This window comes from Pseudomonas sp. B14(2017), from assembly GCF_002113255.1.
GTDB classification, from domain to species: domain Bacteria; phylum Pseudomonadota; class Gammaproteobacteria; order Pseudomonadales; family Pseudomonadaceae; genus Aquipseudomonas; species Aquipseudomonas putida_Z.
This window is the reverse complement of record NZ_NEJY01000006.1, coordinates 217143-243408: the sequence shown is the minus strand read 5'-3', so window position 1 is coordinate 243408 and position 26266 is coordinate 217143. Positions and strand designations below refer to the sequence as shown.

Sequence of the window (26266 nt, the reverse complement as noted above, 5' to 3'; positions counted from 1 at the left end):
ACAGAAACGCAGACCTGGTTTATCGCTTTATCCGTCTGCCCCTGGCGCAGCAGAAGCTGTTTCTCGAAAAACTGGCGTCCAAGGGCGTCACGCTCGCGCAACTGCCCATCCCGGTGGCCAGGCACGATGTCGAACGCCCTGTGCTGTCCTATGCCCAGCAACGCCAGTGGTTTATCTGGCAGCTGGAGCCCACCGGCTCGGCCTACAACATTCCGACCGCACTCAGGTTCAGGGGGCAGCTCGACCTGGCAGCCCTGCAGCGCAGCTTCGCGACGCTGATCCAGCGTCATGAAGCCTTGCGCACGACCATTGCCGAGGAAGATGGCCAGCTGATGCAGGTCATCCACCCGGACCAGCCTTTCCAGCTGGCCCGCCAGGCCTTGGGGGCCGTGGATGAGCAGGTTTTGCAGGCGCAGGTCGCGCTTGAGGTCCAGAAGCCGTTCGATCTGGTCCATGGGCCGCTGCTGCGGGTGAAACTGCTGGAACTGGCGCAGGGCGAGCACGTGCTGGTGCTCACCTTGCACCATATCGTCGCCGATGGCTGGTCGATGCCCTTGCTCATCGATGAGTTGGTACAGCTTTATGAGGGCTATAGCCAAGGTCGGGAGGTGGCGCTGGCCGAGCTGCCGATCCAGTACGCCGATTATGCGATCTGGCAGCGTGCCTGGATGGACGCTGGCGAGCGTGAGCGTCAGCTGGCGTACTGGATGGCGCAGCTGGGCGACGACCACCCGGTGCTGGAACTGACCACCGACAGGCCACGCCCGGCGCTGCAAAGCTACCGCGGTGAGCGGATCGACGTTGACCTGGGCGAAGCGTTGAGCCTGTCACTCAAACAGCTGGCGCAGCTCCAGGGGGCGACACCCTTCATGCTGCTGCTGGCGAGTTTCCAGGTACTGTTGCACCGCTACTCCGGGCAGGCCGATGTGCGCGTGGGCGTGCCCATCGCCAACCGTAACCGCGTAGAGACCGAGCGGCTGATCGGCTTTTTCGTCAATACCCAGGTGATGCGTGCCGAGTTCGACACGCAACTGACCTTCACCGAGCTGTTGGCGCAAGTGCGGCAACGAGCCTTGGGCGCACAGGTGCATCAGGACCTGCCATTCGAACAGCTGGTCGATGCCTTGCAGCCTGAACGCAGCCTGAGCCACAGCCCGTTGTTCCAGGTGATGTACAACCACCAGACCCGAGGCAAGGGCGAGCGCCGCAGCTTGCCCGGCCTGGAGGTGGAGGGCCTGCAATGGAACGTGCACGCGGCGCAGTTCGACCTCACGCTGGACAGCTTCGAACATGAGCAAGGCATCAGCGCCACGCTGACCTTTGCAACCGACCTGTTCGATGCCTCGACCATACAGCAGATGGCGCGACACTGGCTGAACCTGCTACACGGCATCGTCGCCAACCCAGGCCAGCGAGTGGCTGAGCTGCCATTGCTGGATGACGGGGAGCGGCAGCAGATCGTGCATGGCTGGAATGCCACGCAAGCCGATTACCCAGGCGAAACCGGCATCCACCAGCTGATCGAGGCCCAGGTAATTGCCACCCCGGATGCCCCGGCGCTGGCCTTTGGCGAGCAGACCCTGAGCTATGCCGAGCTCAACCGCCGTAGCAACCAGCTGGCGCACAAGCTGCGCGAGCAGGGCGTGGGCCCGGACATGCTGGTGGGCATCGCCATGGAGCGCAGCCTGGAGATGGTCATCGGCTTGCTGGGTATCGTGAAGGCCGGCGGCGCCTATGTGCCGCTGGACCCGGAATATCCCCAGGACCGTCTGAGCTACATGTTCGAGGACAGCGGCATCGCCTTGCTGCTGACCCAGTCGCACCTGCACGAAGCCCTGCCGATCCCGGCCGGCCTGCGCAGCCTGGACCTGGATACCGAGAACTTCGATGGCTACAGCGATGCCAACCCGCATGTCGATGTGGCCCCGCTGAACCTCGCCTACGTGATCTACACGTCCGGCTCAACCGGTCGCCCGAAAGGTGCTGGCAACAGCCATCAGGCGCTGGTCAACCGCCTGTGCTGGATGCAGAAGGCCTACGGCCTGGACGCCAGCGACAGCGTGTTGCAGAAAACCCCGTTCAGCTTCGACGTGTCGGTGTGGGAGTTCTTCTGGCCGCTGATGACCGGCGCGCGCCTGGTCATGGCCCAGCCCGGCGCGCACCGCGACCCGCAGTTGCTGGTCGAAACCATCAATCATTACGGCATCAGCACGCTGCACTTCGTGCCGTCGATGCTGCAGGCGTTCATGACCCACGAAGCGGTCGAGAGCTGCGTCAGCCTCAAGCGCGTGGTGTGCAGCGGTGAAGCGTTGCCGGCCGAACTGGCCCGCCAGACCCTGCAACGCCTGCCGGCGGCGGGCCTGTACAACCTGTACGGCCCGACCGAAGCGGCGATCGACGTGACCCACTGGACCTGCCAGCCGGACGAAAGCATCAGCGTGCCGATCGGCCAGCCGATCGACAACCTCAAGACCCACATCCTTGAAGGCAGCCTGCAACCGGCGGTGCGCGGCAGTGCTGGCGAGCTGTACCTCGGCGGCGTCGGCCTGGCCCGTGGTTACCACCAACGCCCGGCGCTGACCGCCGAACGCTTCGTGCCGGACCCGTTCAGCGACACCGGCGGGCGCCTGTACCGCACCGGCGACCTGGCGCGCTACCGCGCCGATGGGGTGATCGACTACGCCGGGCGCATCGACCACCAGGTGAAGATCCGTGGCCTGCGCATCGAACTGGGCGAGATCGAGGCGCGCCTGCTGGAGCTGCCGAGTGTGCAGGAAGCCGTGGTGCTGGCCCAGGACGGGCCAAGCGGCAAGCAGCTGGTGGGCTATGTGGTGCCTGCCGACAGCACGCAAGACGAAGGCGCATTGCGCGACAGTCTGCGTGAGGCGCTGAAGGCCGGTTTGCCGGACTACATGGTGCCGGCGCACCTGCTGCTGCTCGGCAAGCTACCGGTGACACCTAACGGCAAGCTGGACCGCAAGGCTCTGCCGCAGCCGGATGTCAGCCAGTTGCAGGGTGAGTACATCGCGCCGCGGAGCGATCTGGAACAGCAGATCGCGGCGATCTGGGCGGATGTGCTGAAGCTGGAGAAGGTCGGCCTGACCGACAACTTCTTCGAGCTGGGCGGCGATTCGATCATTTCGCTGCAGGTGGTCAGCCGTGCACGCCAGGTGGATATCCAGTTCACCCCCAAGGAGTTGCTGCAGCATCAGAACGTGCAGGGGCTGGCCTCGGTTGCCCGGCGCAGCGAAGCACAAGCGCTGGAGCAGGGCGTGGTCACCGGGCCTCAGCCACTTGTTCCGGTGCAGCACTGGTTCTTCGAGCAAGCGCTTGTAGCACGTGACCACTGGAACCAGTCGGTGTTGCTCGAGCCTGGTGAGGCACTGGATGCGCACCTGTTGAGCATGGCGCTGGGCAACCTGCATGCCCATCACGACCTGCTGCGGCTCAATGTCTGGCAGAGTGCCGGGCGCTGGCAGGCCGCGATCGGCGCGCCGGTATCGACCGAGCTGCTGTGGGTACGCGAATGCGTTGATGCAGAGGCGCTGCAACGCTTGGCTGATCAGGCCCAGCGCAGCCTCAACCTGGCTCAGGGGCCACTGTTGCGCGCCGTGCTGGCAACGCTGGCAGACGGCAGCCAGCGGCTGCTGCTGGTCATTCATCATCTGGTGGTCGATGGCGTGTCATGGCGGATCCTGCTGGAAGACCTGCAACAGGCCTACCAGGCGCTTGCCCTCGGCCAGCCGCTGAAGTTGCCGGCCAAGACCAGCGCGTTCAAGGTCTGGGCCGAACAGCTGCAGGCCTATGCCAGCAGCCAGGCACTGCAACATGAACTGCACTACTGGCGTGATCAACTGCAAGGCGCCAGCGATGCTTTGCCTTGCGATCATCCCCAGGGCGAAAACCGGCAGAAGCATGCTACGTCGGTCAGCACTCGCCTGGACCCGCTCTGGACCCGCAAGCTGTTGCAGCAGGCACCGGCAGCCTATCGCACGCAGATCAACGACCTGTTGTTGACGGCATTGGCCCGTGTGGTCAGCCGTTGGACCGCGCAGCCGCAGGTACTGGTGCGCCTGGAAGGTCATGGCCGCGAAGACCTGTTCGACGGTATCGACCTGAGCCGCACGGTGGGTTGGTTCACCAGCATGTACCCGGTCAACCTCAGCCCTCAGCCCGAGCTGGCCAGCTCGATCAAGACCATCAAGGAGCAACTGCGCGCGGTGCCCCACAAGGGCCTGGGCTATGGTGTGCTGCGTTACCTGGGGGCTGGTGAAGCTCGGCAGACGTTGGCGGCGCTGGCCCAGGGGGCGATCATCTTCAACTACCTGGGGCAGTTCGATGGCAGCTTCGACCAGCACGCGAGCCTGTTCAAACCGGCCAGCGAGAATGCCGGGCTGAACCAGGATGAGGACGCGCCATTGAGCAGCCTGCTGGCGCTCAATGGCCAGGTGTACGGCGGCGAGCTGACACTGGGCTGGACGTTCAGCCGTGAAGTCTTCGATACCTCGACCATCCAGCAACTGGCCGATGCCTATGCAGAAGAACTCAAGGCCTTGATCAACCATTGCTGCCAGGATGACACCCAAGGCCTCACGCCATCGGACTTCCCCTTGGCCCGTCTGAACCAGGCGCAACTGGACGACCTGCCGGTACCTGCTGCTCAGATTGCCGATATCTACCCGCTGTCGCCGATGCAACAGGGCATGCTGTTCCATACCCTGCAGGAGAGCGACGCCGCGCTGTACATCAACCAGACTGCGGTCGATGTGCACGGCCTGGACATCGACCGCTTCGTCGCGGCCTGGAACCAGGTGATCGCCAGCCACGACATCCTGCGCACGGTCTTCTTGTCATCGGCCCGGTGGGCGGAGCCCTTGCAGGTGGTGCAGCGTCAGGCCAGCCTGCCGCTGCGCGTGCTCGACTGGCGTGGGCGTGAGGTGACCAGCGACGCCTTGCAGGCGCTGGCAGCCGAGGAGGCTGCCGAAGGCTTCGACCTGGCGTGTGCCCCCCTGATGCGGCTGACGCTGGTTCGAGTGGATGAGCAACGCCTGCACCTGATCTGGTCGCGCCACCACATCCTCATGGATGGCTGGAGCAATTCACGGTTGCTGGGCGAGGTGTTGCAGGTTTATCACGGCCGGCCTGCCAGCCATGCGGGGGGGCGCTTCGGTGACTACATCCGTTGGCTCGCCGAGCAGCCGATGGGCAAGCTGGAGCAGTTCTGGAGCGAGAAGCTGCGTGCCCTGGAGGGGCCGACGCTGTTGGCCGACAGTGTTGCGCCGCAGGCGGACGGCAAGCTTGTCGGGCACCATGCGCTGTATCTGCATTGGGATGCGCAGCGCACGCAACACCTGCGTGACCAGGCCCGGCGCCTGAGGGTCACGCCCAATACCCTGGTCCAGGCCACCTGGCTGTTGCTGCTGCAACGCTACACCGGCCAGGCCAGCGTGTGCTTCGGCGCCACAGTGGCCGGGCGCCCCAGCAGCCTGGCCGGTGCAGGCGAGATGCTGGGGCTGTTCATCAACACGCTACCGGTGGTGCAGGCGCCGCAACCCCAGCACATTGTCAGCGACTGGCTGCACCAGCTGCAGCACTACAACCTGGAGTTGCGCGACCACGAGCATGCAGCGCTGGCCGATGTGCAACGCTGGGCCGGGCGGCCAGGGCAAGCGCTGTTCGACAGCATTGTGGTGTTCGAGAACTACCCGGTTGACGACCGCCTGCGCGAGGGCGGCGGCGGAACGTTACGCTTTGGCGAAGTCCGTAACCGCGACGTCACCAACTATGCCATGGACCTGGCCGTGCAATTGGGCGAAACCTTTTCGGTAGAGTTCCTGTACTTGCGCAACCGCTTTACCGTAGCCGCTGTCGAGTGCCTGCGCGGTAGTTTCGAAAGCCTGCTGAGCGCCATGCTGGACAATCCCCAGGCCACGCTGGGCAGCCTGGGCATGCTGACGCCGGCGCAGGCAAGGCACGCCGACCTGCGCAACCAGCTTGCGGCACCTGGGCGCGAGCAGCCGCTGCTCGCCGAGCGTATCGCCGGGCATGCCCGTGAGCGTGGCGAGGACATGGCGGTAGTCTGCGGCGGCCAACAGTTGACCTATGCCCAGCTGGACGCGCGCGCCAACCGCCTTGCCCACCACCTGATCGCGCAGGGCGTGCGCCCGGAAAGCTGCGTGGGCATTGCCCTGGAGCGGTCGGTGGAGGTGATCGTGGCCTTCCTGGCGGTGATGAAGACCGGCGCAGCTTATGTGCCACTGGATATCGACTACCCACAAGAGCGCCTGCAGTGGATCGTCGAGGACTCGGCAATGCACCTGCTGGTCACCAGCAGTGGCCTGCGCCAGCGCTTTACCCAGGTAGCGCGGTGCGTCGAGCTCGACCAGCAAGCGCTGGACCATCTGCCTGCTACTGCACCTGAACAGCGCGCGTGCGCGGATAACCTGGCTTATCTGATCTACACGTCTGGTTCCACCGGCAAGCCCAAAGGTGTGGCGGTGAGCCACGGCCAGATTCGCATGCACTGCCAGGCCATCGCCGGGCTGTACGAGATGGACCTGCAGACCCGCGAGCTGCTGTTCATGTCGTTCGCCTTCGACGGGGCGCAGGAACGCTGGCTGTCGACGTTGTCCTCGGGTGGTTGCCTGGTGGTGCGTGACAACCGGCTGTGGACGGCAGAAGAAACCTGGCAGACCTTGCATGCCCAGCGTATCGACATCGCCTGCTTCCCGCCGGCCTACCTGCAACAGTTGGCCGAATTCGCCGACAGCCAGCAGCAGCCTGCGCCAGCGGTGCGGGTGTACTGCATTGGCGGCGATGCGGTACCGGACGCCCTGTTCGAGCACGTCAAGCGCACGCTGCGTCCGCGCTGGTTGACCAACGGCTATGGGCCGACGGAAACCGTGGTTACGCCTCTGCTGTGGAAAGTGCCGGTGCAACGAACCTGTGAGGCTGTGTACGCGCCGATCGGCGACCGCGTGGGCGAGCGCACGCTGCACGTGCTGGACCAGCACCTCAACCCGCTGCCCGATGGTGTGGCCGGTGAGCTTTACATCGGCGGAGAGGGCGTGGCGCGTGGCTATCACCAGCGGGCTGCTCTCACGGCCGAGCGCTTCGTGGCCGACCCGTTTGCCACGGGGGGCCGCCTGTACCGCACCGGTGACCGGGTGCGTCGCCGCGCCGATGGTGTCATCGACTTCCTCGGGCGCCTGGACAACCAGCTGAAGATTCGCGGATTCCGCATCGAGCCGGGAGAAATCGAGGCACGCCTGCGCAACCTGGCTGGCGTGCGCGATGCCGTGGTGGTGGCGCGTGACATCAGCACGGGCAAGCAACTGATCGGCTACGTGGTGACGGACAATGCCGATACCCGCGCCGAGCAATTACGTGATGCCCTGCGCGCCGACCTGCCGGATCACATGGTGCCGGCACAGCTTGTACTGATGCCGGCGCTGCCGCTCACCCCCAATGGCAAGATCGACCGCAATGGCCTGCCTGCACCCGAGTTTGCCGCAGGCCGGGCATGGGTTGCCCCGCGTAATGCAATCGAGCAGGCGCTGGCAGCGATCTGGCAGGAAGTGCTGCAAGTCGAGCAGGTCGGTGTCGATGACAACTTCTTCGAACTGGGTGGTGACTCGCTGCGTGTGCTGAAGATGCTGTCCAAGGTCCGTGCCCGCGAGGATTTGCCTATCGAACTGAAACTGCGTGATGTGATTGCCCGGCCGACCATCGCCGAGTTGTCGGGTTATGCACCCGACGATGCCAGCCTGGACCCGCTGTTGTTGCTGAACAGCCGAGTGAACGCGAGTACGCCGCTGTTCTGCCTGCATGCCGGGTTTGGCACGGTGTTCGATTACGAGCCATTGGCGCGCCGGCTGGAAGGCCGTTGCACGGTTTATGGCCTGCAATGCCGGATGCTGCTGGATCACGCCTGGGTGGATGATTCGCTGGAAACGATGGCTATCGATTACGCACAGTACATTCGGCAGAAGCAACCTGAAGGCCCTTATCAGCTGGCAGGTTGGTCGCTGGGCGGCACCCTGGCGGTGTTGGTGGCCAAGGAGTTGGAAAGCCAGGGGCAGCGGGTTGCGGTGCTGGCCTTGGTCGACAGCTTCGTGCCCTCGGCCAGGCAAGCCGTGCAGGAAAGTGACTGGAGCGCCGACCTGCGTGGCTTCCTGGCGGTGATTCTCGGGGTTTCGGCCGATGCACTGGTGCTGCCGGTCGTGCCGGCCGGCAGTACTCAGGATGCCCTGGAGCGCGTGATCGAAACGGCACGGACCGCACAGGCTGCACAGTCGGCCTATGCCGAAATCGGCAACGCTGATCTGGCGCAGACCTTTGTCGTGGCCATGAAACTCAAGGCGCTTTCGCGTCAGTTGCGCCAGCTACCGTCTACCGAGGCAGCGGCAAGTTGCTGGTGGGCGGGGGAGGGTGCGCACGCGTGTGGCATCTCGGGTAGCTGCCAGGACATTGCTGTTGATGCCGGGCACTATGACATCCTTGAGCAGGTGGATGTCCTTGAGGGGATGATTGCCAGGCTGTTGCTGGCAGATACGATCAGCCAGTAAACCTGCTCACTCTGTGTAGGAGCGGCCTTGTGTCGCGAAAGGGCCGCAACGCGGCCCCGGGGGCTCAGCAGTGATGCAGGAATTGCCGGGGCTGCCTTGCAGCCCTTTCGCGACACAAGGCCGCTCCTACAACGGACCGCCTACCGACGCGAATACCGGGCAGGCATGAAAAAGGCGACCTCCAGGGTCGCCTTTTTTCGTTCTGCTGATCAGAAATCGTAGCGCAGGTTCAGCGTCGCGTTTCTCGGCGCGCCATAGTGGCCATAGTTGCCGGCCAGGCCTGCGTAGTATTTCTTGTCGAACAGGTTGTCCACGTTCAGCGTGGCGGCCAGGTGCTCGCTGATCTTGTAGCGGGCCATCAGGCTGGCCACGGCGTAGTCTTCCTGGGTAATGCGCGTGTTGTAGCGGGTGGCCAGGGATTGCTTGGAGTTCCAGTTGACCCCACCACCAACAGTCAGGCGCTCCCATTCGCCGGGCAGGCGGTAGGTAGTCCACAGGCGGAATGTATCCAGCGGCAGTTGAGGCGTCAGGCGAGTGCCATTGGCATCTTCCGTGCGGGAGTGGCTGTAACCGGTATGAACTTCCAGCCCGCGAGCCACTTCGCCGGACAGTTCAAGATCAATGCCCTTGGTTTCGGCGCCGCTGACCGCGCGGTAAGCGGTGGAGTTAGGCACGCCCGGTACGCTGAAACCGGTGTCTTCCTCTGCAAGGTTGTCGCGCTTGATGAGGTAGATCGCCGCGTTGGCGTTCAGGCGACCATCGTAGAATTCACCCTTCCAGCCCATTTCATAGTTCTGCCCGATCACAGGGTCCAGCACCTTGCCGGTACGGTCGCGGCTGGTCTGGGGCTTGAAGATATCGGTGTAGCTGGCGTACACCGATTGCTCATCGGTCAGGTCGTAGATCAGGCCGGCGTACGGTGTTACCTCTCCGTGCTCCTTCAGTTGCGTGGGGTTGCCGTTGCCAGTGGTCAATACCACCTGGTTCGAGTCCGAACGGTAATTGGTGGTACGGGCACCGAGAATCATGTGCAGGTCGTCGGTGAAGTTGAGCCGGGTGGCAATGAAGTAGCCGGTCTGGCGGATGGTCAGGTCGTAGTCCAGCAGTGGCGAATAGTTGCCAGGTTGCGGTATGCGGTTGCCCCAGGTGTAGAAGTTGAATGTGGCTTCCCCAGCTGTCCCGGTGAAGTGGTTGTTCTCGTAATCCATGTAGTCGAAGCCGGTAACCAGTTCGTGGGTCTGGCCAAACAGCTCGAAAGGCCCCTGGAGCGTGATGTTCATGCCCCGCTGAACCTGGTGGGCATCGACTTGCAGCAGGTCGGACTTGGCGTTGCCGCTGGCTTGATCAAGGGTAGATACCCCGGCACCGGTGCGATAGAACGCCGACAGCGAGTCGCGATCGACATCCATGTAGTTGCCGGCCATCTTCAACTGCCAACCATTGCCAAGCTCCTGGTCCAGGCCGAAGGAGTAGTTCTTGGTGGTGTAGTCTTCATACATCCAGCGCGGCCCGGAACTGGTCGAGCGGGAGAAATTGGTGGGCTGGCCATTGCTGAAGAACAGCGGCACACCTGGCGCGCCATTGGCGTCGTAGGTCTGGTAGTCCATGCCGAAGCGCACGGTGGTGGTATCGGTCAGGTCTGCTTCGAGCACGCCGTAGACCAGGTCACGGTCCTGGCTGTACCAGTCCATGTAGCTCTGGTTGCTCTGCTTGGCGGCCACCAGGCGGCCGCGCAGCTTGCCGCTTTCGATCAGTGGGCCGGACACGTCGGCCTCGGTGCGATAGTAGTCCCACGAGCCCACACCAGCCTGCACATACGACTGGAATTCACGCGTGGGGCGCTTGCGTACCATGTTGACCACACCGTTGGGCTCGCCCGCACCGGTCATCAGGCCAGTGGCGCCGCGGACGATCTCGATGCGGTCGAACATGGCCATGTCCATCAGGGTATTGGGCATGTTGCGCGTCAGGTAGTCCTGCGCGGTGTTCACGCCATCGAGCTGGTAGGTGCTGATTTCCGAGCCGCGCGAATAGATATGAAAGCGCTCGCCACCGTCCTGGGACATGGTGATGCCCGGGTTCTGCTTCAGCACGTCGGTAATGGTCGCCAGGTGCTGGTCGTCCATTTGCTGGCGGGTGATGACGCTGATGCTTTGCGGTGTTTCGCGTATCGACAGGTTCATGCGGGTGGCCGTGCTGGTCACGCCGGTGGTGTAGGAACCCGTGCCTTCGGTAGTGGCCCCCAGGCCCACGCTATTGACGTTGGTCGCCGAAAGCTCGACCTGGCCGTCCTTTGCGGCTGAACCCGCTGTTACCGTCACGGTGTTGCCGTCGATCTGATAACGCAGCCCGCTGCCGCCCAGCAGGATGCGCAGGGACGAAGCGAGGTCGTGGCGCCCTTTGAGTGCGGAGGAGCGCAGGCCACCGATATCTTCCGGGCTGTACAGCAACTGGGTATCGGTCTGCCTGGCCAGTGCCTGCAACGCCGAATTCATCGACTGCGCAGGAATATCCAGGGTCCACTCCTGTGCCTGCACCTGGGCAACCATCGCAGCGGATATCGCCAGGCCCAGGCCGATGCGTGTGAGCGCGCGCTGGGGACGAAGGGAATGACGGATCAGTAATGCTTTGGCAAGCGGATTGAGCGGGCCGGGGAGGGACTTGGACATCTATTGCGGTCTCGTTGGCAGAGGGTTTTTTTCTATGTCAGCTATATGACGCAGCACCTGTGAAAAACCGGAACGATTCTTATTGGCGATTTTTTTGGCCGGTGCTGCGTTAACCGCGTCACAACTTCACAGTTCGCGTGCTACGCGAAAGCCGAGGAAATCCCCGCGGGTGGTCTTGAGGCGGTCGTTGCGGTTGGCCGAGCGGGAGAAGATCGGCGGCTCGCCCCAGTCGTTGCCGCGCATGTGCGCGCGGATGCACTTGGGGTCCTGGATCCAGGCGCTGCCGTCGGTGGGGGCGCCTTCGTAGCTGTCGTGGTAGCAGTCGGCGACCCATTCGTAGACGTTGCCGTGCATGTCGTACATGCCAAAGGCATTGGGCGGGTAGCTGCCCACCGGGGCGGTGAAGGTATGCCCGTCCCTGGGGCCATAGGTGTTGGCGTGCTTGCTGATCTCGTACTTGCCCGGTTCGTCGAAGGGGAAGGGGAACGGGCCGCTGGAGCCGCCACGGGCGGCATATTCGCGTTCGGCTTCGCTGACCATGCGGTATGGCTTGCCGGTGGTTTTCGCCAGCCATCGGGTGTAGGCCTGCACTTCGTCGTAGTCGACGCACACCGCCGGCTGGCGGGGGCCTTGCTTGTAGCTGGGCTTGCTGGCTTCGCACCAGCGGCCGGGGCGGTCGTCGCCGCTCTTGATGACGGTGCCGGTGGCCTTGATGTAGGCGTCCAGCTCGCTGGCGGTTACCTGATAGCGGCTCATGGCGAAGGGCTTGGCGAAGGTCACGGTGTGCAGCGGGCCCTCGTCGGGCTGGCGGCCGACTTCGTCGTCGGGGGCCCCCATGACGTAGCTGCCGGCGGGCAGCACGACCATCTCGGGGCAGTCCTTGCAGTCTTTGAACACGTCGCCGGGCTTGGCGGCATGGGCGTAGGCGCTGACCAGCAGCAGGCAGGTGATCTGGGCTGGCCGGTAGAGCCAGGCGGATACGTTCATCGGTGGTCCTCGAAACGGGTGAATGCGGGCTGCGTTTCGCATTCAGACGAATCGGGGTGGTGAGAAATTAACCAATAGAGACGCGGCCCCTATGGTCGCGGCTGGCTTGCTCAAAACTTGAAGGTTGCGTAAACCCCTGTGGGAGCGGGCATGCCCGCGAAGCAGGCGACGCGGTGTATGGCACCGGCTTCGCCGGTGTTCGCGGGCGCGCCCGCTCCCACAGGGATCGCGGAAGCTTCGAGATTGAGCAGGACAGCTGCCCCACTGTGATATGCGCAAAGTTGAGTTTGGGGAGGTTGCCAGCTGCCTGGCACCGGGCTATAGTCCAGCCCACTGCATTCTTCCCGAAGACCTGTTCATGCCAGCCAGCCCATCCACCACAAGCTTTGCCATCGCGCCAGTCGCGGGCATGGTCGTGCGTGGCTGCCAGCAGCCGGCGATGATCAGTCACTATCCACCACCACCTGTCAGTGGCGTCGTAGGCGGCGTAGCTCCGCCTCCTTGCGTGGTTGTGCTGGGCTGATCGGCTTCTGGCCGCATCCCTTCGCACACGCAACCTACTGAACACGGTCGGCGACTTCCCACGCTGAAGCGCACGCCGTCCGTCTGGCTTATTCGCCTTATATCAGGTGGCAATACATGTCTGTCTTTAGCAAAGCATCCGTGGCCTCGGCGGCCACTACCAGCCTGTTCGTCCTGCTGTGGAGCAGCGGGGCGATCGTCTCCAAGCTCGGCCTGGCGCATGCCAGCCCGTTTGCCTTCCTGCTGTTGCGCTCGGCGCTGGCCCTGGCCGGCCTGCTGCTGATCGGCCCGTTACTGGGGCTGCGCTGGCCGCGCAGTCGCGGGGCCATCCTGCGGGCCCTGGGCACCGGCTGTGTGCTGCTCGGCGCCTACCAGATCTTTTACCTGCTGGCGCTCGATACCCATGTCACCCCCGGCATCATGGCCACGGTGATGGGGGTACAACCAATCCTGACCGTGGTGCTGATGGAGCGCCAGCGCACCTGGAGCCGCTTGTTCGGCCTGGGGTTGGGGCTTGGCGGGCTGATCATGGTGGTCTACCAGGGCATCAACCTGGGCGGGGTGTCGCTGGCGGGGATGCTGTTCGCCTTGCTGGCGCTGGCCAGCATGACCTTCGGCTCGATCCTGCAGAAGCGCATCACCGACAACCCCATGGGCACGCTGCCGCTGCAGTACCTGGCCGGCTTTGCCATGTGCGCATTGTTCGCGCCGCTGCAGCCGCTGCATGTGGAATGGACTGGCGGTTTCGTCGGCGCGCTGCTGTGGATGGGGCTGGTGGTCTCGCTGCTGGCGACCCTGCTGCTGTACCGGCTGATCGCCAAGGGTAACCTGGTCAATGTCACCAGCCTGTTCTACCTGGTGCCGGCAGTGACCGCGGTGATGGACCTGCTGATCTTCGGCAACCGCCTGGCGCCGCTCAGCCTGCTGGGCATGGGGCTGATCGTGGTGGGCTTGCTGTTCGTGTTCCGCAAGCCCGCCGCGCGCCTGGCCGAGGCGTAGGCCCTAGCGGAACTCTTCGGGGATGGCGTGGCGCAGTACGCCTTCCTCGAAGTCCAGCAGGCCGGCTTCGCGCTGGGTGAGCAGGTAGTAGAGCAAGGTGTCGAGCGAGCGCTGCGGCGGGACCTCGACCGCCAGCATCTTCACCGCCTGCTCGGTTTCGCAGTTGCAGCCGAAGTCGTGCAAGGCCGCGCGTACCTGGTCCAGGGTTTCCGGGGGCTTGACGATAACCCGGAACACCGAGCTGCCGCTGCTGTGGCGCAGTTCGGCGAACCAGGTTTCGCCGGCTTCCTCACGGGTGTCGATCACGTCGCCCGGGGCGATGCCGTAGACATGGAAGGGAATGTTGTCGACGGCATAGCCGCCTTCCACGGCCTTGGCCCACAGGCCCTCGACCGAGGCGGGCGGGTAGCCGTTTTCGTCCTGCTCCAGGCGGAACAGGACCTTCTTGTACGCGTCGTTCATCCTGTACCCCGTTTCAGCTGCGTGCCGGGCGCAGCACCAGCCACAATGCCAGGCCAATCAGCAGGCCGCCGTACAGGTGCGCCATCGACAACGGTTCGTCCAGCAGCCACGCCCCCCACAATACGCCGAATACCGGGATCAGGAAGGTCACGGTGCTGGCCTTGACCGGGCCGATCTCCTCCAGCAGGCGGAAGTACAGGATGTAGGCGAACGCTGTGCACAGCAGGCCCAGGCCCAGCAGCGACAGCCACACCTGCCAGCCGCCCCAGCTGGCAGGTGGCTGGCTCAGCGCGCTCCAGGCGAACAGCGGGCTCAGCATCAGGGTGGCGCCGAGCATGCTGCCCAGTGCCGACAGGCGACTGTCCAGGCCGCTGACCCAGCGGCGGGCGAGGAAGCCGGCAAAGCCGTAGCAGGTGGTGGCCGCCAGGCAGGCGAGGGCGCCTTGCAGCAGGGCCAGGTCCAGGGCCACCGGGCCGGCGCCGCTGAGGATGCCGACGCCGAACAGGCCCAGGAAGATGCCGCAGAGCTTGGCCAGGGTCATCGGTTCGCGGAAGAACAGCACGCCGATCAGCACACCCATCAGCGGCGTGGTGGCGTTGAAGATTGCCGAGTAGCCGGCGGGCAGCACCTGGGCGGCCACGGAGTAGAACGTGGCGGGGATACCGGAGTTGATCATGCCCAGCACCAGGCAGGCGCCGAGCTTGCCCTGGAAGTCCCAGCGCACGCGGGCGGCGGCGAGCAGTGCAACCAGGCCCAGGCAGGCGATGGAGACACGGAAGAACGCCGTCGGCACCGTGCCCAGCTCGGGGGCGATGATGCGCATGAACAGGAAGCTCGCCCCCCAGACGGCGGCAAGGGTCAGCAGGCGGGCTAGGGCGATGGGGCTCACAACGGTCTCCGGAGGCAGGGCAGGGGCGCGAGTGTACGCCAGGGGGGCTGGGGATTCTTGTGCTTTCTTGCGGTGTAAACCTGTGCCGGCCTCTTCGCGGGCACGCCCGCTCCCACAAGTTCTCTGCAATGCTCGGCCCTGTGGTAATCCTGTGGGAGCGGGCGAGCCCGCGAAGAGGCCGGCACAGGCTCCGCAAAAACCAAGAGGCGACTAAGCTCTGTAACTCAACACCGCACCGAGGTCCTCGCATGCCCCAGCCCTGGCCCGCTGTCGAAATCGCCCGGATGATCCTCGCCGGCTTCGACAACTACCGCGACCACTTCCAGCGCATCACCCTCGGTGCCCGCAAGCGCTTCGAGCAGGCGCGCTGGCAGGATATCCAGCGTGCCTCCGCCGCCCGCATCAATCTCTATGAAGAGAAGGTCGCCGAGGTCAATGGCTGGCTGCGCCAGGGCTTTGCCGAGGACGTGCTGCTGGATGTGGAACAATGGCCGTTGGTGAAGAACGCCTATATCCACCTGATCGACCCAAGGCTGGACGACGAGCTGTCCGAGACCTGGTACAACTCGCTGTTCTGCAGCCTGTTCAGCCATGACCTGATCAGCGACGGCTGCATGTTCATCCACACCACCCGACCGTCCATGCGCAGCCGTGAGCGCGCCGCGCAAACCCGTACCTATCGGCCTGACGCTGGGCTCAAGAGCCTGCTGCGGGCGGTGTTCAGCGATTACCCGTTCGAAGTGCCGTACGGCGACCTGGAAGGCGACCTGGCGCGCCTGGAGGATCAGCTGCGCGAGTGCCTGCCGGACTGGGTATGCAAGGATCCGAAACTGGCGTTGGAGCTGTTTGTGCCGGTGCTGTACCGCAACAAGGGCGCCTACCTGGTCGGCCGGCTGTTCAACAGCGACGAGCAGTGGCCGCTGGTAATCCCGCTGCTGCACCGCGAAGGGCACGGTATCGAGGCCGATGCGCTGATCACCGACGAGGCCGAGGTGTCGATCATCTTTTCCTTCACCCGCTCGTACTTCATGGTCGATGTGCCGGTGCCGGCGGAGTTCGTCAACTTCCTCAAGCGCATCTTGCCTGGCAAGCACGTGGCCGAGCTGTACACCTCCATCGGTTTCTACAAGCACGGCAAGTCGGAGTTCTATCGGGCGCTGATCAACCACCTGGCCAGTAGCGACGACCGCTTCGTCATGGCGCCCGGGGTACGCGGCATGGTCATGAGCGTGTTCACCCTGCCGGGCTTCAACACCGTGTTCAAGATCATCAAGGACCGCTTTTCACCGTCGAAGACGGTCGACCGGGCCACGGTGATCGACAAGTACCGGCTGGTGAAAAGCGTCGACCGCGTCGGGCGCATGGCCGATACCCAGGAGTTCGCCGATTTTCGCTTCCCGCGTAGCAAGTTCGAGCCGGAATGCCTGGCCGAACTGCTGGAGGTGGCGCCTTCGACCGTGGCGCTGGAGGGTGACACGGTGCTGATCCGCCATTGCTGGACCGAGCGGCGCATGACGCCGCTGAACCTGTACCTGGAGCACGCCAGCGAGGGCCAGGTGCTGGAGGCCCTGGAGGATTACGGCCTGGCCATCAAGCAGCTGGCGGCGGCGAATATCTTCCCTGGCGACATGCTGCTGAAGAACTTTGGCGTTACCCGCCATGGCCGGGTGGTGTTCTATGACTATGACGAGATCAGCTTCCTGACCGAGGTGAACTTCCGCCATATCCCGCCGCCGCGTTACCCGGAAGACGAAATGTCGGGCGAGCCGTGGTACTCGATCGGGCCGCATGACGTGTTCCCCGAGGAGTTTCCGCCGTTCCTGTTTGCCGATATCGGCCAGCGGCGCTTGTTCAGCCGGCTGCATGGGGAGTTGTACGACGCGGATTACTGGAAGGGGCTGCAGGCGGCGATTCGTGACGGGAAGGTGATCGATGTGTTTCCGTATCGGCGCAAGGGGCGGTGACTGTCTTTGGCAGGCCTGGCCTCTTCGCGGGCTCGCCCGCTCCCACAGGTACATCACAGGTCTCGAGGGCAGTGGGTTCCTGTGGGAGCGGGCAAGCCCGCGAAGAGGCCGGGCCTGCTTTCCCCAGTTACCCCTTCAAACACTTCAATTCACTGAAATCGGTACGAACCTTGCTCAACCGCTCCTGCAGGAACCGCCGCTGCTGCGGGGTACTCTGGTGCACCAGGTCCACCAGCAAGCTGCGCGCCTGCTGCTCGGTATTCTGATACGCCGCCCGGTACTCCGGCGTCCATAAACTCTCCTTGCGCTGCAACAACGTCGCCAGGCGCGGCTCGAAGCTGGCGTCGTTGCGCTGGTTCATCGCCAGCAGCAATTGCTGCTGCCAGTGCGCGCGGTTGGCGATCCATTCGCGGTTCTGGTCGCCCAGCGCCTGGGACCAGGCCTGCACGCGCTGCTTCTGTACCGCGGTCAGCTCGCCAAACCACGGCGTCAGGCGTTTCTCCATGCGTTCGGTACGGCGGGCGATCTGCTTGTCCAGCGGCGTATCCACATACTTCTTCTGCCGTTCGCTGATGTCCTCGCGGAACGCCTCGCGCATCTCCGCCACCTGGCTATCGCTCATGCCGCGCAGCAACTCGGTGGCCGAAGGGGTGATTTCCTCGGCTACCCGGCCAATCGCCTCGCGGGCTTCGCGGGTACGCTGCTGCAGGGCCTGGTCGGTCACCTGGTCGTCGGCGACCATGCCGCGTACCCGGTCCAGCCAGTCGAGGTAACCAGGCAGCTGGGTCTTGCAATGCCAGGCCAGGTGCTCCCGCAGGCGGTCGTCAAGCATGGCCTTCTGCTCGCTGTTCATGGCCAGGTAGTCGCCCAGCGACCACGGCACCAGGCGGTCGAGGTTGCGGTAGGCCAGGTCGATACGGCTGCAGGCGGCCAGGGCCAGGGCGCAGCCGATGGCGACGAGCAGGGCTTTGGACAGGCGTAGCGGCATGGGCTGTTCCTTGCGGTGCTGGCCAGACGGTAGACGCAAGAGGGACGCTGACGGTTCCACTGCATCAGCGGTCGGGCGGCGCGCTGGCTTCAGGTGTAGAATAGCCGCCTTGTCTTGAGGAACATCGGAAATGGCTCTGCTTGGGCGTTACAACAGTTTGCAAATCGTGAAACACGTGGACTTCGGCCTGTACCTGGACGGCGGCGCCGACGGCGAGATCCTGCTGCCCGGGCGCTACATCCCGAAAAACGCCGAAACCGAAGTGGATGACTGGCTGAACGTGTTCATCTACCTGGACAGCGAAGACCAGCTGATCGCCACCACCGAGAAGCCCAAGGTGCAGGTTGGCGAGTTCGCCAGCCTCAAGGTCAAGGACATCAACGGTGCCGGCATCTTCCTCGACTGGGGCCTGTCCAAGGACCTGCTGATGCCGTACTCGGAAGAGGCGCGGCCGCTGAAGATCGGCGACTACTGCGTGGTGCACGTGTACCTCGACAAGCGCACCCGCCGCATCACCGCCACCTCACGCCTGGACCGTTACCTGGACCGCACCCCGGCGGACTACCAGGTAGGCCAGCCGGTCGAGCTGCTGGTGGCCGGCGAGACGCCGATGGGCTTCAAGGCGATCATCAACAACCGCCACTGGGGCCTGATCCACAAGAACGAGGTGTTCAAGTTCCTGCGCTCGGGCATGCACGAGAAGGGCTTCATCAAGGAAGTGCGCGCGGACGGCAAGATCGCCTTGAGCCTGCAACCGGTGGGTGCTGCCCTGGCCGACAGCCTGCAGGAGCAGATCATGGCGCGCCTGGAGGCCGAAGGCGGGGTGCTGGGGGTGTGCGACAAGAGCGACCCGGCGCTGATCAGCAAGCTGTTCAACGTCAGCAAGGGCAACTTCAAGAAGGCCATTGGCGGTTTGTTCAAGCAGGGCCGCATCGTCATCCATGACGATCGCATCGAGAAGGCCTGATCAGGCCTGCACGAAGGTACGGAAGTCCAGCTGCTCGCCACCCGGGCGGGTGTCGCGCAGCAGCGAGTCGCGGTCGGCGCTGAGGGCCAGGCTGATGGTCGAGCGGCGCTTGCCGGGGTTGCGCACTTCCATCTGTTCCTGGTGAGCGCGCAGGAAGTTGGTCGGCACCTTCAGGTGCTGCAGCTCGTCGCTTTCCGGGGTGTGCAGCAGCAGGTTGACCCAGTCGGGCTGGCCCTTGCGCAGCAGCGCCACTGGCACCTCGAACCACCACAGGTTGCGCTTGCGGTCGAGGATGGCGAACAGGGTGTTGCTGCTGGTCAGCACCGGGCGGGCCAGTGCTTCGTTACGCCGGGCGATGGCGGCGGGTTTGTCGAGTTTCATGCAGGTTCCTGCGGGTTGACGCTATGAAGGCCTGCATTGTGAGGGGTGGCGGGTAGCGGGGCAAGGTTTGCCAACCGCCTTGCCGTTCGGCTCGAGGGCGAAAAAACTGTTGGAACGCTTGGCGAAGACGTCGGGTCCACCGACTGTCGGCACGGTCCACGTGCCCCCAATTGCAGGAGTTTTGCCATGAGCGGTACCAAAGACAAAGCGAAAGGCCTGGCCAACGAAGCGATCGGCAACGTCAAGCAGGGTGTCGGCAAAGTGACCGACAACGAGCGGCTGCGGGCCGAGGGTGAAGCGCAGGAGCTCAAGGGCGAGGGGCAACAGATCAAGGGCAACGTGAAGGACGCGGTGAAAAAGCCTTGATGTGAGTGGCCTGTCCCGGCCTCTTCGCGGGCATGCCCGCGAAGAGGTCGGTACTGGCGTAAGCAAATTCTTGCAGCATGGCCGGGATCAGCACAGCAGCGGCATGGTCTATTAGACTTACCGTGGTACACACGAATCGAGCGGCGAAAGGAGACGCTATGATTTTCCCCGACCTGCGCGGCCTGCCCCTGCACCGCGTGCTGGTACGCACCGTCAAGGAATTCCTCGACGACGAGATGTCGACCTACGCTTCCGCACTGGCCTACCAGATGCTGTTCTCGTTGTTCCCGTTCCTGCTGTTCCTGATCGCCCTGATCGGTTTCCTGCACCTGCCGGACTTCTTCTCCTGGCTGCGCCTGCAATCGGAACTGGTGCTGCCACCCCAGGCGCTGGAGCAGGTGAACCCGGTGATCGACCAGTTGCAGCAGTCCAAGGGCGGGCTGTTGTCGGTGGGTATCGTGATTGCCTTGTGGACCGCATCGGCCGGTGTGCGCCTGATGATGAGCGCGATGAACGCTGCCTACGATGTGCCCGAGGGCCGCCCGGTGTGGAAGCGCATTCCGTTGTCGATCATCTACACCGTGGGCATTGCTGGTATGTTGCTGGTGGCTGCGGCGCTGATGGTGCTGGGGCCGCAGGTGATGGAGTGGATTGCCGCCCAGGTCGGCATGCAGGAGGTGATCGTCACGGTGTGGACCATCCTGCGCTGGCCGGCGATCATCATCCTGATGATGGTGGCGGTGGCGCTGATCTACTACGTGATGCCCGATGTGAAGCAGCAGTTCCGCTTCATCACCCCGGGTTCGGTGCTGGCGGTGGTGGTGTGGATCTTGGCCTCGCTGGGCTTTGCCTTCTATGTGAAGACCTTTGCCGACTACAACGCCATGTACGGCAGTATCGGTGCAATCATCGTGCTATTGCTGTATTTCTATATCTCCGCCGCCGTTTTGCTGCTGGGCGCGGAGATGAACGCAGTGATCGAGCACATGTCGAGCGAGGGCAAGAACCCTGGCGAGAAGGACGCCGATGAGCACAAGGCCCGCGAAACCATTACCGTGCTGGGCCATGAGCACCCTGTACCGAGCGAGCAGCAATCTTCCGAGCCGAACCCCCGATGATCCGTGACATTCTCAAGATGGGCGACGAACGCCTGCTGCGCATCGCCCCGCCAGTGCCCGAGCACATGCTCGGCAGTGCCGAACTGCAGCAATTGATCGACGACATGTTCGAAACCATGCGCCATGTGGGCGGCGTGGGCCTGGCCGCACCGCAGATCGGCATCGACCTGCAGCTGGTGATCTTCGGCTTCGAGCGCAGCGAGCGTTACCCGGATGCCGAACCGGTGCCGCAGACCATCCTGCTCAACCCGGTCATCACGCCGACGTCCAGCGAGATCGAGGACGGTTGGGAAGGCTGCCTGTCGGTACCCGGCCTGCGCGGCGTGGTGCCGCGTTTCAAGCACATCTGCTATGAAGGCATCGACCCCCAGGGCAACCCGATCAATCGCTTTGCCGACGGCTTCCATGCGCGGGTGGTGCAGCATGAATGTGACCACCTGATCGGTCGGCTGTACCCGTCACGCATCCAGGACTTTTCCCGGTTCGGTTACACCGAGGTGCTGTTCCCCGGGCTCGACGTCAGCGACGACTGACCCCGTTGCAGTGCCACCAGCCGCTTGCTGCGCTGGTAGCGCTGCAGGCGGCCAGCCAGGGCTTGCGGCAGCTGCTGGGCGATGTTGAAGCCCAGGCGCTGGTAGAAGGGCGCAAGGTCCGGGTGGCAGAACAGCCAGGTGGGCCCGCCAGCCTGCGCCAGCGCCGCCTCGACCAACCGCCCGGCCACCCCTTGGCTGCGCCGCTGCGGGTCGACGAACAACCCGGTCAGCCAGAAGCCATCGCCCACCGGGCTCAGGCTCAAGCCTGCGATGATGCCGGGGCCCCGCGCCACCCACAGCTCAGCATCGCCCGCAGCACGCATGCGTGAGCCGTGCTGGCGGTAAAAGTGGTCCAGCAGCCGGCGTTCCGGGGCCGAAAGTTTCGAACAGTACAAATTTTCAGAAATTGCGCGCCCTGCCCTGAAAGGTGGCCAGAGGCTCTGGCCCGATGTTTTTCGGTGAACTTGTCGCAGATTGTTGCATATCTGGCAAGGGTGAATGTCCGAGTTCGGGGTTCAACTATTCCAGGCCGGGAGTAGACTTTTAGCCATCCCCACTGGCAGTACGAAGCGGGATCGGTACTTCGTGCCATCTTCACCGCAGATGGCAACTTCTCCGCGCCGGGCACGGCAATAGAAGTCAATCGATCAGCTTGAATGCTCAAAAGGCAAACTCACATGAAACCATTACTGATTCTTGCATTGGTCGGTATGTCCTCGTTCGCCCTCGCCGATGAGGCCAGACCCGTCTCCAGCGAGCCCGTCGCCCAGCAGTACGACTACTCCATGAACCTGGACATCAAGCGGGTGATCAACCTGTCGACCATCCCCAACGTCTGCGAAGTGGTACCTGCGACCATGACCTACGAAGACCACCAGGGCCAGGTGCACACCATCCAGTACCGGGCCATGGGTGAGGGGTGCCAGCAGGGTTGATCAGGCTCTTGCCTGGTGTTGATGGCCCTTTCGCCGGCCTGCGGGTGACGGGGCCATCAACCGTCTTGCAGTTCGAGCTACAGAAAAATCCTGAATGAATATCGAGGAAAAAGTGCTATCTTAATTTGATAGCATTTTTTGATGAGCGGGTGGCCAATGCTGGAGATGCCATCGGCCTCATCCAGGCAAGGAAGCCAAGCGGTATCAGATTGAAGAAGCCCGTGAATTCCTCTTGCGGGCAGGAGTCAGGATATGAGTTGCATGCGCTACAAAGGCTACGCCGCCCGTATCGAGTACGACGCGCGTGACGATATCTTCGTCGGCCGTGTGCTTGGTATGCGTGACATCATCAGTTTTCACGCAAGCTCGGTGCCCGAGCTGCATGAGGCGTTTCGCGATGCGCTGGAGGATTACCTGGCCGATTGTGCAGAGCAGGGCATTGCGCCGGAAAAGCCTGCCTCGGGCAAAGTAATGCTGCGTATCCGACCCGAAGTTCATGCTGCCGCGAGTGTTGCCGCCCGTGCTGCCGGCAAAAGCCTCAACCAGTGGGCCGACGAGGTCTTCGAACAAGCCGCAATGGCCTGAACAAGCCTGCTTTCGTTGTTTCTCGCGGGTATTCTGCAATTACCCATGCAGAATAGTTTCCGTTGCCTGTCGATTCCTCCAGTTCCCGTTCGACCAATAGGTGAGAGCACGTTGCACCCCGTGCCCAATCACCCATGACCTGTCGGAGGAACCCCCGATGAGCACCGCAGCCGAAACCGAGATTCGCCAATTGATCGAGCGCTGGATGCAGGCCGTGCGCGACCGCGACATCCCCAACATCGTCGCTCCCTATGCCGACGACATCGTCGCCTTCGATGCCATCCAGGCCCTGCAATTCAAAGGCAAGGCAACCTACCAGGCGCACTGGGAAATGTGCATGGGCATGTGCCCCGGCCCGATGGTTTTCGAATTCGCCGAACTTACCGTGCATGCCGCTGGCGACCTGGCCTTGGTCCACTGGCTTAACCGCTGTGGCCCCGCGGACAACGAAAGCCAGTGCGGCTTCATGCGCGCCACCGTGGGCTATCGTCGTCAAGGTGGCCAGTGGCAGGTAATCCACGAACACTGGTCGGCGCCATTCGACATGGAAACCCAGAAAGCCCTGTTCGATCTCAAGCCCTGAGCCGTTATCGCCAAACGCACTTTGCCAATGCCCTGGAGGCGACCATGAAATACCTGTGCCTGGTCTATTGTGACGAGGGGCTGTTGCACAGCCTGCCCGACAGCCCGGAAGACGCCGAATGCATGGCGTATGCCGAATCCATCCAAGGCTCCGGGCGAATGCTGGCGGCCGAGGCGCTGAAGCCGGTGCAGACCGCCACCACAGTGCGCGTGCGCAACGGGCACATGAGCCTGACCGACGGCCCGTTCGCCGAGACCAAGGAGCAACTGGCGGGCTTCTACCTGGTGGAAGCCCGCGACCTGAACGAGGCGCTGAACATCGCCAAGGGCATCCCCGCCGCGCGGGTCGGCAGTGTCGAGGTGCGGCCGGTGCGCGAACTGCAACCCTGACAGCAATGGAGACCTACCAGCATGAGCCTTGCACACCCCGCGCAAGCGCAACACGAGTTGTCCATCAGCCGCCTGATCGACGCGCCACCGGCCAAGGTGTTCCGCGCCTGGACCGAGCCCCAGTGGCTGATGCAGTGGTGGGGGCCGCACGGCATGACCACCCCGGAGTGCGAGATGCAGTTGTGGATCGGTGGCCTGTTCCGCACCCTGATGCGCGCGCCGGATGGCAGCGAGTACCCGAACCAGGGCGTGTTCCTGGAGATCGCCGCGCCGCGGCGGCTGGTGTTCACCGATGCCTTCGGCCCAGGCTGGGTACCTTCGGACAAGGCCTTCATGACTGCCGTGATCAGTTTTGACGAGGAGCAGGGCAAAACCCGCTACACCGCCCGCGCCTGGCACTGGAATGCCGCCGATTGCCGCGCCCATGAGGAAATGGGCTTCCACCAGGGGTGGGGAGAAAGCCTGGACCGCCTGGTGGAGGTGGTGACCCAGCGGATGCCCGACTGATGACGGCACTGGCGCAGGTGCGCGCCGAGGTCGAGGCGGTCTACCGGAGCGAGTCACGGCGCATCCTGGCGACGCTGATCCGCCTGCTGGGTGATTTCGACCTGGCCGAGGAGGCCATGCACGATGCCTTCTTCATCGCCGTCGAGCGCTGGCAGCGCGACGGTATCCCCGATAACCCGCGGGCGTGGCTGGTGTCCACCGGCCGCTTCAAGGCCATCGATGCGCTGCGCCGGCGCGCCCGATTTGACCGTTCCCAGGCGGACCTGAGCATGCTGCTCGACGGCCAGGCGCAGGACCCCAGCGAGGAAGAACTGCTGGCCGACGACCGCCTCCGGCTGATCTTCACCTGCTGCCACCCGGCCTTGTCCGCCGACGCCCAGGTGCCGCTGACCCTGCGTGAAGTCTGCGACCTGACCACCGAGCAGATCGCCCGCGCTTTCCTGCAGAGCCCGGCCACCATCGCCCAGCGTATCGTGCGCGCCAAAGCCAAGATCCGCGATGCCGGCATCCCTTATCAGGTGCCGGAGCTGAACGAACTGCCCGAGCGCCTGGAGAGTGTGCTGCGGGTGATCTACCTGGTGTTCAACGAGGGCTATTCGGCGTCGTCGGGCGAGGCGTTGTTGCAGCAGGAGCTGAGCGATGAAGCCATTCGCCTGGCGCGCCTGCTGGTGCAGTTGCTGCCCGACCCGGAGGCGGTCGGCCTGCTGGCCCTGATGTTGCTGCAGGCGTCCCGGCAGCGCGCGCGTACCGATGGCCGGGGCAACCTGGTATTGCTCGAGCAGCAGGACCGTAGCCTGTGGGACCGGCAACGCATTGCTGAAGGCTGCGAACTGGTGCGCCAGGCCCTGCAAAGCCGGGCGTTCGGTGCCTATACCGTGCAGGCGGCGATTGCGGCGGTGCATGCCGAAGCGGCGACAGCCGAAGCGACCGACTGGGCGGAGATCGTCGGGCTGTATGACGTGCTGCAGCGGCATTGGCCGTCAGCAGTGGTAGAGCTGAACAGGGCCGTGGCGCTGGCGAAGCGGGATGGGCCGGAGGTTGGGCTGCGGGTAGTCGAAGGGATTCTGGCGAGGGGAGAGTTGCTGGACTATCACCTGGCGCATGCGACGCGGGGTGAGCTGCATTACCAGCTGGGGCATATGGAAGAGGCCCGGGCGGCCTGGCGGCAGGCGCTGGCGCTGACCCGGCAGGAGCCGGAGCGCAGGCATATCGAGCGGCGGTTGCAGGCTATCGAATGATGTTTGCTTTACAGGCCCTATCGCCGGCAAGCCAGCTCCCACAGGGTCACCACAGGCTTGAACATTGTGGTGATCCAGTGGGAGCTGACTTGCCGGCGATAGGGCCGGTACTGCCTGCATCAATCTTCAGCTAGCCACAAAATTCGGCGGCGACACCAGCTCGACGGTCTGCTGCTTGCGCGGTGCGAGGATCTCGGCCTCGCCCTGGACCACCAGCTCATCATTCTGGTTGTAGACATTGGTGGCGATGCGCACCTTGAACTTGGGCAGCTTCTCCAGGATTTCCAGGCGCACGGTCAGGGTATCGCCAATTTTCACCGGCTTCTGGAAGCTCATCTGCTGGCCCAGGTAGATGGTGCCAGGGCCAGGCAAGGTGCAGGCCACTGCAGCACTGATCAGCGCGCCGCTGAACATGCCGTGGGCAATGCGCTCGCGGAACATGCTCTTGGCAGCGAACTCGGCGTCCAGGTGTACCGGGTTGTGGTCACCGGACATCGCGGCGAACAACTGGATGTCGCGTTCTTCGACGGACTTCTTGTACTCGGCCTTCTGGCCGACTTCGAGGGCTTCGTAAGGCGTGTTGGTGACCTGGGACATCGGGGCTTCCTTAAGCGGTA

The 26266-nt window shown here is 63.8% G+C and carries 21 protein-coding genes; 13 read left to right on the top strand and 8 right to left on the bottom strand.

All coding sequences use genetic code 11. From position 1 onward, the window contains the following. The first annotated feature begins 14 nt into the window (after window positions 1-14). Window positions 15-8567 (top strand): amino acid adenylation domain-containing protein, encoded by an 8553-nt coding sequence (locus CAG34_RS08445; protein ID WP_371858035.1) that lies wholly within the window; start codon window positions 15-17, stop codon window positions 8565-8567. Between the two features lie 209 nt (window positions 8568-8776). Here the strand turns inward: CAG34_RS08445 and CAG34_RS08435 are convergent, their stop codons facing one another. Both CAG34_RS08435 and CAG34_RS08430 read right to left on the bottom strand, forming a co-directional pair. Continuing rightward, window positions 8777-11236, bottom strand: coding sequence for a TonB-dependent receptor (locus CAG34_RS08435; protein WP_085589186.1), 2460 nt, complete (start codon window positions 11234-11236; stop codon window positions 8777-8779). Between the two features lie 126 nt (window positions 11237-11362). Then, window positions 11363-12223, bottom strand: coding sequence for a formylglycine-generating enzyme family protein (locus tag CAG34_RS08430; RefSeq protein WP_178080872.1), 861 nt, complete (start codon window positions 12221-12223; stop codon window positions 11363-11365). Between the two features lie 639 nt (window positions 12224-12862). Between CAG34_RS08430 and CAG34_RS08415 the strand changes: the two genes are divergently transcribed. Further along, the gene (locus CAG34_RS08415) at window positions 12863-13744 is read left to right on the top strand and encodes a DMT family transporter (RefSeq protein ID WP_085589179.1); all 882 of its coding nucleotides are present in this window, start codon (window positions 12863-12865) and stop codon (window positions 13742-13744) included. Between the two features lie 3 nt (window positions 13745-13747). Here CAG34_RS08415 and CAG34_RS08410 read toward each other — a convergent pair whose 3' ends face one another. Beyond that, window positions 13748-14206: a DUF4265 domain-containing protein gene (locus CAG34_RS08410; RefSeq protein ID WP_085589177.1), complete on the bottom strand. Its 459-nt coding sequence runs from the start codon at window positions 14204-14206 to the stop codon at window positions 13748-13750. A 13-nt stretch (window positions 14207-14219) separates the two neighbouring features. Then, a complete protein-coding gene (locus tag CAG34_RS08405) occupies window positions 14220-15095 on the bottom strand; it encodes a DMT family transporter (protein WP_025340189.1) in 876 nt (291 codons plus the stop codon). 248 nt (window positions 15096-15343) lie between these two features. Here CAG34_RS08405 and aceK point away from each other — a divergent pair, with 248 nt between their 5' ends. Next, window positions 15344-17059 carry a bifunctional isocitrate dehydrogenase kinase/phosphatase gene (aceK, locus tag CAG34_RS08400; protein ID WP_085589175.1) on the top strand — a complete coding sequence of 572 codons (1716 nt, stop codon included), beginning with the start codon at window positions 15344-15346 and terminating at the stop codon, window positions 17057-17059. Between the two features lie 127 nt (window positions 17060-17186). Here the strand turns inward: aceK and CAG34_RS08395 are convergent, their stop codons facing one another. Beyond that, complete coding sequence (locus CAG34_RS08395; RefSeq protein WP_085589173.1) at window positions 17187-18047, bottom strand: DUF6279 family lipoprotein; 861 nt, start codon at window positions 18045-18047, stop codon at window positions 17187-17189. Between the two features lie 130 nt (window positions 18048-18177). On the opposite strand from CAG34_RS08395, the gene CAG34_RS08390 reads away from it, so the two are divergent. After that, window positions 18178-19014 (top strand): S1 RNA-binding domain-containing protein, encoded by an 837-nt coding sequence (locus tag CAG34_RS08390; protein WP_013973728.1) that lies wholly within the window; start codon window positions 18178-18180, stop codon window positions 19012-19014. Here CAG34_RS08390 and CAG34_RS08385 read toward each other — a convergent pair whose 3' ends face one another. Beyond that, window positions 19015-19395, bottom strand: a complete 381-nt coding sequence (locus CAG34_RS08385) for a hypothetical protein (RefSeq protein ID WP_013973727.1) — start codon at window positions 19393-19395, stop codon at window positions 19015-19017. It lies immediately after the preceding gene. A 186-nt stretch (window positions 19396-19581) separates the two neighbouring features. Here CAG34_RS08385 and CAG34_RS08380 point away from each other — a divergent pair, with 186 nt between their 5' ends. The 3 genes from CAG34_RS08380 to def all read left to right on the top strand — a co-directional run bounded on the left by CAG34_RS08380 (window position 19582) and on the right by def (window position 21412). Beyond that, window positions 19582-19761: a CsbD family protein gene (locus CAG34_RS08380; RefSeq protein ID WP_015271319.1), complete on the top strand. Its 180-nt coding sequence runs from the start codon at window positions 19582-19584 to the stop codon at window positions 19759-19761. Between the two features lie 158 nt (window positions 19762-19919). Then, window positions 19920-20879, top strand: coding sequence for a YihY/virulence factor BrkB family protein (locus tag CAG34_RS08375; protein ID WP_085589170.1), 960 nt, complete (start codon window positions 19920-19922; stop codon window positions 20877-20879). After that, window positions 20876-21412, top strand: a complete 537-nt coding sequence (def, locus tag CAG34_RS08370; protein ID WP_085589168.1) for a peptide deformylase — start codon at window positions 20876-20878, stop codon at window positions 21410-21412. The genes CAG34_RS08375 and def overlap by 4 nt, the downstream gene beginning before the upstream one ends. Here def and CAG34_RS08365 read toward each other — a convergent pair. Beyond that, window positions 21367-21735: a GNAT family N-acetyltransferase gene (locus CAG34_RS08365; protein WP_085589166.1), complete on the bottom strand. Its 369-nt coding sequence runs from the start codon at window positions 21733-21735 to the stop codon at window positions 21367-21369. The two genes, def and CAG34_RS08365, sit on opposite strands and share 46 nt — an antisense overlap. 354 nt (window positions 21736-22089) lie before the next feature. On the opposite strand from CAG34_RS08365, the gene CAG34_RS08360 reads away from it, so the two are divergent. The 6 genes from CAG34_RS08360 (at window position 22090) to CAG34_RS08330 (ending at window position 25649) form a co-directional block, all read left to right on the top strand. Continuing rightward, entirely contained in the window at window positions 22090-22347 is a 258-nt protein-coding gene (locus tag CAG34_RS08360) for a DUF2790 domain-containing protein (RefSeq protein WP_004375752.1), read from the top strand. A gap of 252 nt (window positions 22348-22599) precedes the next feature. Further along, entirely contained in the window at window positions 22600-22932 is a 333-nt protein-coding gene (locus CAG34_RS08350; RefSeq protein ID WP_015271315.1) for a type II toxin-antitoxin system HicB family antitoxin, read from the top strand. Window positions 22933-23089: 157 nt separating this feature from the next. Further along, window positions 23090-23515 (top strand): nuclear transport factor 2 family protein, encoded by a 426-nt coding sequence (locus tag CAG34_RS08345; RefSeq protein ID WP_085589164.1) that lies wholly within the window; start codon window positions 23090-23092, stop codon window positions 23513-23515. A gap of 44 nt (window positions 23516-23559) precedes the next feature. Continuing rightward, window positions 23560-23904: a YciI family protein gene (locus CAG34_RS08340; RefSeq protein ID WP_046614687.1), complete on the top strand. Its 345-nt coding sequence runs from the start codon at window positions 23560-23562 to the stop codon at window positions 23902-23904. 21 nt (window positions 23905-23925) lie between these two features. Beyond that, window positions 23926-24411: an SRPBCC family protein gene (locus tag CAG34_RS08335; RefSeq protein WP_015271313.1), complete on the top strand. Its 486-nt coding sequence runs from the start codon at window positions 23926-23928 to the stop codon at window positions 24409-24411. Next, on the top strand, window positions 24411-25649 hold the full coding sequence (locus tag CAG34_RS08330) for an RNA polymerase sigma factor (protein ID WP_085589162.1): 1239 nt from the start codon (window positions 24411-24413) through the stop codon (window positions 25647-25649). Before CAG34_RS08335 ends, CAG34_RS08330 begins: the two co-directional genes overlap by 1 nt. Before the next feature lie 126 nt (window positions 25650-25775). Here CAG34_RS08330 and CAG34_RS08325 read toward each other — a convergent pair whose 3' ends face one another. Continuing rightward, window positions 25776-26246 carry a MaoC family dehydratase gene (locus CAG34_RS08325; RefSeq protein ID WP_012273633.1) on the bottom strand — a complete coding sequence of 157 codons (471 nt, stop codon included), beginning with the start codon at window positions 26244-26246 and terminating at the stop codon, window positions 25776-25778. Window positions 26247-26266: the final 20 nt, after the last annotated feature.

Excerpts from the sequence above, each read along its gene's own strand:
- CAG34_RS08365 (WP_085589166.1), bottom strand. The coding sequence starts at position 21,735 with ATGCGTGCTGCGGGCGATGCTGAGCTGTGGGTGGCGCGGGGCCCCGGC.
- CAG34_RS08325 (WP_012273633.1), bottom strand. The coding sequence starts at position 26,246 with ATGTCCCAGGTCACCAACACGCCTTACGAAGCCCTCGAAGTCGGCCAG.
- CAG34_RS08350 (WP_015271315.1), top strand. The coding sequence starts at position 22,600 with ATGAGTTGCATGCGCTACAAAGGCTACGCCGCCCGTATCGAGTACGAC.
- def (WP_085589168.1), top strand. The coding sequence starts at position 20,876 with ATGATCCGTGACATTCTCAAGATGGGCGACGAACGCCTGCTGCGCATC.
- CAG34_RS08345 (WP_085589164.1), top strand. The coding sequence starts at position 23,090 with ATGAGCACCGCAGCCGAAACCGAGATTCGCCAATTGATCGAGCGCTGG.
- CAG34_RS08360 (WP_004375752.1), top strand. The coding sequence starts at position 22,090 with ATGAAACCATTACTGATTCTTGCATTGGTCGGTATGTCCTCGTTCGCC.
- CAG34_RS08335 (WP_015271313.1), top strand. The coding sequence starts at position 23,926 with ATGAGCCTTGCACACCCCGCGCAAGCGCAACACGAGTTGTCCATCAGC.
- CAG34_RS08435 (WP_085589186.1), bottom strand. The coding sequence starts at position 11,236 with ATGTCCAAGTCCCTCCCCGGCCCGCTCAATCCGCTTGCCAAAGCATTA.
- CAG34_RS08340 (WP_046614687.1), top strand. The coding sequence starts at position 23,560 with ATGAAATACCTGTGCCTGGTCTATTGTGACGAGGGGCTGTTGCACAGC.
- aceK (WP_085589175.1), top strand. The coding sequence starts at position 15,344 with ATGCCCCAGCCCTGGCCCGCTGTCGAAATCGCCCGGATGATCCTCGCC.
- CAG34_RS08385 (WP_013973727.1), bottom strand. The coding sequence starts at position 19,395 with ATGAAACTCGACAAACCCGCCGCCATCGCCCGGCGTAACGAAGCACTG.
- CAG34_RS08410 (WP_085589177.1), bottom strand. The coding sequence starts at position 14,206 with ATGAACGACGCGTACAAGAAGGTCCTGTTCCGCCTGGAGCAGGACGAA.
- CAG34_RS08380 (WP_015271319.1), top strand. The coding sequence starts at position 19,582 with ATGAGCGGTACCAAAGACAAAGCGAAAGGCCTGGCCAACGAAGCGATC.
- CAG34_RS08330 (WP_085589162.1), top strand. The coding sequence starts at position 24,411 with ATGACGGCACTGGCGCAGGTGCGCGCCGAGGTCGAGGCGGTCTACCGG.
- CAG34_RS08430 (WP_178080872.1), bottom strand. The coding sequence starts at position 12,223 with ATGAACGTATCCGCCTGGCTCTACCGGCCAGCCCAGATCACCTGCCTG.
- CAG34_RS08375 (WP_085589170.1), top strand. The coding sequence starts at position 19,920 with ATGATTTTCCCCGACCTGCGCGGCCTGCCCCTGCACCGCGTGCTGGTA.
- CAG34_RS08390 (WP_013973728.1), top strand. The coding sequence starts at position 18,178 with ATGGCTCTGCTTGGGCGTTACAACAGTTTGCAAATCGTGAAACACGTG.
- CAG34_RS08395 (WP_085589173.1), bottom strand. The coding sequence starts at position 18,047 with ATGCCGCTACGCCTGTCCAAAGCCCTGCTCGTCGCCATCGGCTGCGCC.
- CAG34_RS08415 (WP_085589179.1), top strand. The coding sequence starts at position 12,863 with ATGTCTGTCTTTAGCAAAGCATCCGTGGCCTCGGCGGCCACTACCAGC.